At 72.1% G+C, this 5,083-nt stretch carries 5 protein-coding genes; 1 reads left to right on the forward strand and 4 read right to left on the reverse strand.

The annotated features are described in order from the left end of the window. Both mobB and glp read right to left on the reverse strand, forming a co-directional pair. On the reverse strand, positions 1 to 935 hold a 935-nt coding region (gene mobB / locus HR086_RS44590), incomplete at its 3' end, for a molybdopterin-guanine dinucleotide biosynthesis protein B (protein ID WP_174468689.1). A gap of 153 nt (positions 936 to 1,088) precedes the next feature. Continuing rightward, complete coding sequence (gene glp / locus HR086_RS44595) at positions 1,089 to 2,348, reverse strand: gephyrin-like molybdotransferase Glp (RefSeq protein WP_174468690.1); 1,260 nt, start codon at positions 2,346 to 2,348, stop codon at positions 1,089 to 1,091. Between the two features lie 351 nt (positions 2,349 to 2,699). Here glp and HR086_RS44600 point away from each other — a divergent pair, with 351 nt between their 5' ends. Continuing rightward, positions 2,700 to 3,326, forward strand: coding sequence for a molybdenum cofactor guanylyltransferase (locus HR086_RS44600; protein ID WP_174468691.1), 627 nt, complete (start codon positions 2,700 to 2,702; stop codon positions 3,324 to 3,326). Positions 3,327 to 3,385: 59 nt separating this feature from the next. Here HR086_RS44600 and HR086_RS44605 read toward each other — a convergent pair whose 3' ends face one another. Together HR086_RS44605 and HR086_RS44610 are read right to left on the reverse strand one after the other, a co-directional pair. Continuing rightward, a complete protein-coding gene (locus HR086_RS44605; RefSeq protein ID WP_174468692.1) occupies positions 3,386 to 4,552 on the reverse strand; it encodes a hypothetical protein in 1,167 nt (388 codons plus the stop codon). Next, positions 4,549 to 4,953 (reverse strand): hypothetical protein, encoded by a 405-nt coding sequence (locus HR086_RS44610; RefSeq protein WP_174468693.1) that lies wholly within the window; start codon positions 4,951 to 4,953, stop codon positions 4,549 to 4,551. The genes HR086_RS44605 and HR086_RS44610 overlap by 4 nt, the downstream gene beginning before the upstream one ends. Positions 4,954 to 5,083: the final 130 nt, after the last annotated feature.

The raw sequence follows: 5,083 nt of genomic DNA on the forward strand, positions 1-5,083 counted from the left end.
GGCGGGAGCGGGGTGCAGCGGGACAGCAGGTCCTCCACGCTGCGCCGGCCACAGACGCCACATGCGGAGGTGGTGAGGGTGCCCCGGCGGGTGGCCTTCAGTGGATCAGGGTCAATGACAACACCTGGGGCGGGAGTGACCTCGAGCACATTGCCCCAGCCTTCCTCGCCCGGCCGGCCGCAGTGGGAGAGGGTGCCCAGGTCGTCCGCGCTTTGGATGAGGCCCTCGGCCAGCAGGAAGCCCACGGCCAGCTCCCGGTCATGTCCGGGTGTCCGCATGGTGGTGGCCAGGGCTTCGCCGTTGACGCGCAGCTCGAGCGGCTCCTCGACGGCGATGGTGTCGTCCTCGGCGGGGAGGAGGGTGGCGCCGTTCCAGCGTCGCACCGGACGGGAGGCCACGCCCCGCGCATCCTGGGGCGGCAGTGGCGCGCGTCGGGGCGGGCGCAGGTGTTCGAGGATGGCGTCCGCGATGGCGCGCGTGTCGAGCGGTGACAGGAGCCGCGCGGTGGAGGGGCTCGACACGAGCGCGTCCGTGACGAGGGCGAAGACCTCCGGACGGGAGGAGGCGAGGAGCGGGCCCAATCCCTCGCGCCACACCTCCAGCTTGGGGAGCGGACCGTCCTTCCAGCCTTCCACCAGCGCGAGGTCCAGGGTGCCCGCGAGCCGGACGAGCAGCTCCGGAAGGGCCTCCGTGGGGGCGGTGCCGGTGGTGAGCTGCACGCCCTGGGGTGTGGCGAAGCCGGTGAGGCAGGCGCCGGCCTCCTGGAAGCGGGCGGTGTCGCTGCCTCCCCGGTGGAGCGGGTGGGTGTCCGAGGAGTGCTTCACGGCGGCGATGCGCAGTCCTCGCGAGGCGAGCTCCGGGAGCAGCCGCGTGAGGAGCGTCGTCTTCCCGGCGCCGGACCAGCCGACGATGCTGAGGGCGGGCACGCGGCTCATGGCTTCAGGTCCGCGGCGTGGTGGGGGCGGTCGAATGGCTCGACGGCGTTGAGGGCGGGCACATGGCTCACGGCGCGGTGTCCGGGGCTGAGTCCGCCGCGTGGTGGTGGGGGCGGTCGAATGGCTCGACGGCGTTGAGAGCGGGCACATGGCTCACGGCGCGGTGTCCGGGGCTGAGTCCGCCGGGTGGTGGTGGGGACGGTCGAACAGCTCCACCTCGACGAGGTCGTTCTCGTTGAAGTCGGCGCGGCCCGGAGGGAGGACGGCCCAGCCGTCTGCTTGAACGTTCTGGAGAATCTGCCCGGCGCCCTGGGGGCGCAGCCAGGCGCGAAGACCCTCGTCGCCGTGCTCCAGCGTGGCGGTGATGAGGTAGGTGAGGCCGGCCTGCTTGTGACGGGGCTCGGACAGGCGCGCGCGGACGCGGCGGCGCGTTTCGAGCACGCCCTGGTGCTTGAGCAGCAGCGGCCTCGCGAGCTGGTCGAAGGCGACGGTGGCCGCGCCCGGGTTGCCCGGCAGGACGACGATGGCGGTGTCCCCCAGGCGCGCGACGGCCACGGGCTTGCCTGGCTTCAGGGCCACGCCGTCGACGAAGAAGCGCGCGCCCAGCGCGGTGAGCACGCGCTTCACGTGGTCCTTGTCTCCCACCGACGCGCCGCCCGTGGTGATGAGCACGTCGACTCGCGGCGCGAGCTCGGTCAGGGCCTCGCGCAGGGCGTCCTCGTCATCGCGGGCCCGGGACATGTGGAGCACGTGGGCGCCCGCTTCGCGCGCGAGCGCCGCGACCAGGACCAGGTTGCTTTCGTAGACCTGATGCGCGAGCGCGGGCTCACCGGGGCGCACGAGCTCGTCACCCGTGGCGAGCACGGCCACCCGTGGCGCCGGACGCACGCGGACGGTGGTCTCGCCCTGGGACGCGAGCACGCCGAGCACGGAGGCATTCACACACTGGCCCGCGCGGAACAGCGGCGCGCCCGCGCGGACCTCCTCGCCCGTGCGGCGGATGTCATGGCCGGGGGGCACGGTGATGAAGAGGTCCACGGTGAGGCCATCGTCCGAGGCGCGCGCGGCTTCCTGTCGCACGACGGCATCGGCCCCGGAGGGGATGGGCGCGCCGGTGAAGATGCGCGCGGCCTCGCCGGGCTGGAGTGCGCGAGCGGGCAGGGCGCCCGCGTAGACGGTGTCGATGACGCGCAGCCTCGTGGGGCTGTCACGGTTGGCGCCGCGAGTCTCCTCCGCGCGCACGGCCCAGCCATCCATGGCGGAGTTGTCGCAGCCGGGCAGCGAGCGCGAGGCTCGGACGTCCGTGGCCAGGAAGCGGCCGTGGGCATCGAGCAGGGGCACGGGCTCGGGAGCCGCGGGAGCAATGGCTTCGAGCGCGGCCTGCCGGGCGGCGGAGAGGGACGTGAGCGGCATCGGGGACGCGCAGACTACGCCGCGGGCCCTGTCCGTTGTCCACGGGGCCGCGGGCCGTCTGTTCGCCTGCTGTCCTTCGCGGTGGGCCCGGGCATGGCGCCGCGCGGGATGCACCGCTTCGACATGGAGCTTCGATGCACGGCCGTGGTGCTCGGAGGCAGCGCGTGGACTCGCCGCGTCACTCCGCGGGTGACCTCGAATCGAGGGGGCGTGCTCACCTCTCCGAGCGAGGTGTGGCATTCTGAGGGGAGGGCTCTCGTGCGTGCTTCGCTGCACTCGGGATGGAACGTGTGACGTCGCGCGTGGCCGGGGGCAAGTGCCGACGTTCCAGGGGAGAGCGAGACACGAGCCATGGACCCCAACAGCGGCAGTCTCGGCAACACGTATCCGGACGTGACGCTGGCCATCATCGCGGGAGGCCAGGGACGACGACTGTCCGGTGTGCCCAAGGGCCTGCTGGAGGTGGAGGGTCGCACGGTGCTGGCGCGACTGCTCGCGCTGGCGCCCCGCTTCGGTGAGGTGCTCCTGGTCGCCAACGCACCGGAGCCCTATGCCCGTTATGCGCTGCGCACCGTCGCGGATGTGGTGCCGGACAAGGGCGCGCCCGGCGGCGTCCACGCGGCACTCTCCGCGGCTCGGACGCCCTGGGTGGTGGCGGTCGCATGTGACATGCCCTTCATCTCGCCCGATGTCCTGCGCGTGTTGCTCGACGCGCGCGGTGACGACGTGGACGCGGTGTGCTTCGACGCGGGCGGACGCGTGGAGCCACTGTTGGCCGTGTACCGCGCCGCGCTCGCGCGGGTCTGGCGCGCGACGTTGTCCGAAGACCCGTCCCTGCGTCAGCTCCTCTCCCGCTTTCGCGCGCGACTGCTGCCCGAGTCCGCGCTGCGCGCCGTGGACCCGTCGCTGCGCTCGCTGGTGAACGTGAACACCCCTCAGGACCTCACGCGGTACGCGGTGACGCTGCCTGGCGATTAGCCCTCGTTCCGAGACACGCGCCATGAATGCGTGCCATCGCCTCGCGCCGCCCGGCGCCGTCAGGAGCGAGGCGTCGGGACGGGCTGAAGGAGGGTGGGCAGCTCCGCCAGGTCGAGCACGAGGCTGGGGCGAATCTGGCCGACGGCATCGGACATGTCCTCGCCCTGGCCCTGTACGCCCAGGCCCACGGTGAAGCGGTCGCCCACCATGACGCGGGTGGTGGCCACGACGCTGGCGCGTTTCGTGTCCGTGTTTCCCAGTTTCAACAGTGACTGGGTGGCTTCGAGCTTGAGCTGGAAGCGCTGCGAGGCGACGCCGAAGGACAGGCCGACGTCGACCCATCTGTCCATGGAGAGCTCCGGGCGCGGACGTTCCTGGAGTACGCGCACTTGCATGGCGACCTCGAGGTTGGAGTCCGCGCTGCTCAACAGCTCCAGCGTGGCCGCGCCGAAGCCGCGCTGGATGGCGACGCCGTCGCCGTCATGTGACTTGAGGCCGGGTGTCACCCAGCGTCCGCCGACGGAGAAGAAGAGGGCGCTGGAGGCCTGGCGTGTCTCGCGGGTGCAGGCGGGGAGGCCCTGGCGAATCTTCGCGATGCCCGCCTGGCGCGCGGCCTCCATGGCGAGGCGGTAGTCGGCGAGGGCCTTCTCGAAGTCGGCGGGATTCACATGGTCGCCGGGCAGGGGCTTGTCGGGGAACTCGTAGAGGCTCGGGTCCGCGAGGACGCGGGTGATGCAGGTGTTGTAGGTGGAGCCGTAGATGCTGCGCTCGCCGAGGACGTCCACGGACATGCCGGCCATCACGGTGGCGAAGCGGCCCTTCTCCGGGACGGCGTCCTGGAAGGGCGTGTCCTGGCCCACGCCGAGGGTGATGGCGGTGTCCTGGAGCAGGCGGGTGAGGACGGAGGCGTTCCGCGCGGCGACGGCCTCCGAGTAGAGCCGTTCGAAGCCGTCGGTGAGCAGGTAGGGGTTGAGCTGGAGCGCGAAGGACGCCTGGGTGCCGTCGAGCACCGCGCCCACGCCGCGCAGGCTGGCCACGAGGGCGGAGGGGTTGGAGGGGTGGACGACTTCTCCGGCGGTGGCGATGTCCAGGCCCGCGGCGGTCTCCGAGCCGCCTCGGAGGATGCTGGGGAAGTCGAGCTCCACGGTGCCCGCGTCCGGGGTGCCACCGTCCTGGGCGTTCGCGGCGGAGGCGCAGAGGAGGAGCAGCGCGAGGAGCGCCCTCATTCCACCACCGTCCAGGTGAGGGTGATGAAGTCGGCCACCGCGCCCTGCTGGAGGGAGAAGTCGTCCCAGAGGGCTTCCTTCTGGCCCTTTTCGAAGACGAGCGTCGCGCGCTGGAGGAACCGGGCGCCCGCGCCCGTCGGGTCCGCGACGGAGAACACGGCGCGCACCCAGCCCTGGGCGGCGGTGGGGAGGAAGTCGTCGGGCAGGGGGATGGTGCCCTCGCCGGTGAAGACGTCCGAGTGGAGCTGGCGGCGCTCCTGGCCCTGCATCTTCCCGCTGACGACCAGGCGCATGGCGACGGTGTTGAGGACACCCGAGGGCCGCTCCAGCACCAGCTTCACGCCCTTCCGGTCCGCGCGTGGCACCTGGATGATGGACTCCAGCTTGTCGTTGCCTGACATGGTGTTCCCCCTCGACGGGTGATGGCGGGCTTTGCCGGCCTCACCCGGTTCATTCTAGTGGGAGGGGTGACGTGGAAAGAAGCCAGGCGGGCGGGCGACCGGGTGCGTCACCCTGACGCATGGACGGGAG

Source organism: Myxococcus sp. CA039A (assembly GCF_013336645.1).
In the GTDB taxonomy this organism is placed as follows: domain Bacteria; phylum Myxococcota; class Myxococcia; order Myxococcales; family Myxococcaceae; genus Myxococcus; species Myxococcus llanfairpwllgwyngyllgogerychwyrndrobwllllantysiliogogogochensis.

Excerpts from the sequence above, each read along its gene's own strand:
- glp (WP_174468690.1), bottom strand. The coding sequence starts at position 2,348 with ATGCCGCTCACGTCCCTCTCCGCCGCCCGGCAGGCCGCGCTCGAAGCC.
- HR086_RS44600 (WP_174468691.1), top strand. The coding sequence starts at position 2,700 with ATGGACCCCAACAGCGGCAGTCTCGGCAACACGTATCCGGACGTGACG.
- HR086_RS44605 (WP_174468692.1), bottom strand. The coding sequence starts at position 4,552 with ATGAGGGCGCTCCTCGCGCTGCTCCTCCTCTGCGCCTCCGCCGCGAAC.
- HR086_RS44610 (WP_174468693.1), bottom strand. The coding sequence starts at position 4,953 with ATGTCAGGCAACGACAAGCTGGAGTCCATCATCCAGGTGCCACGCGCG.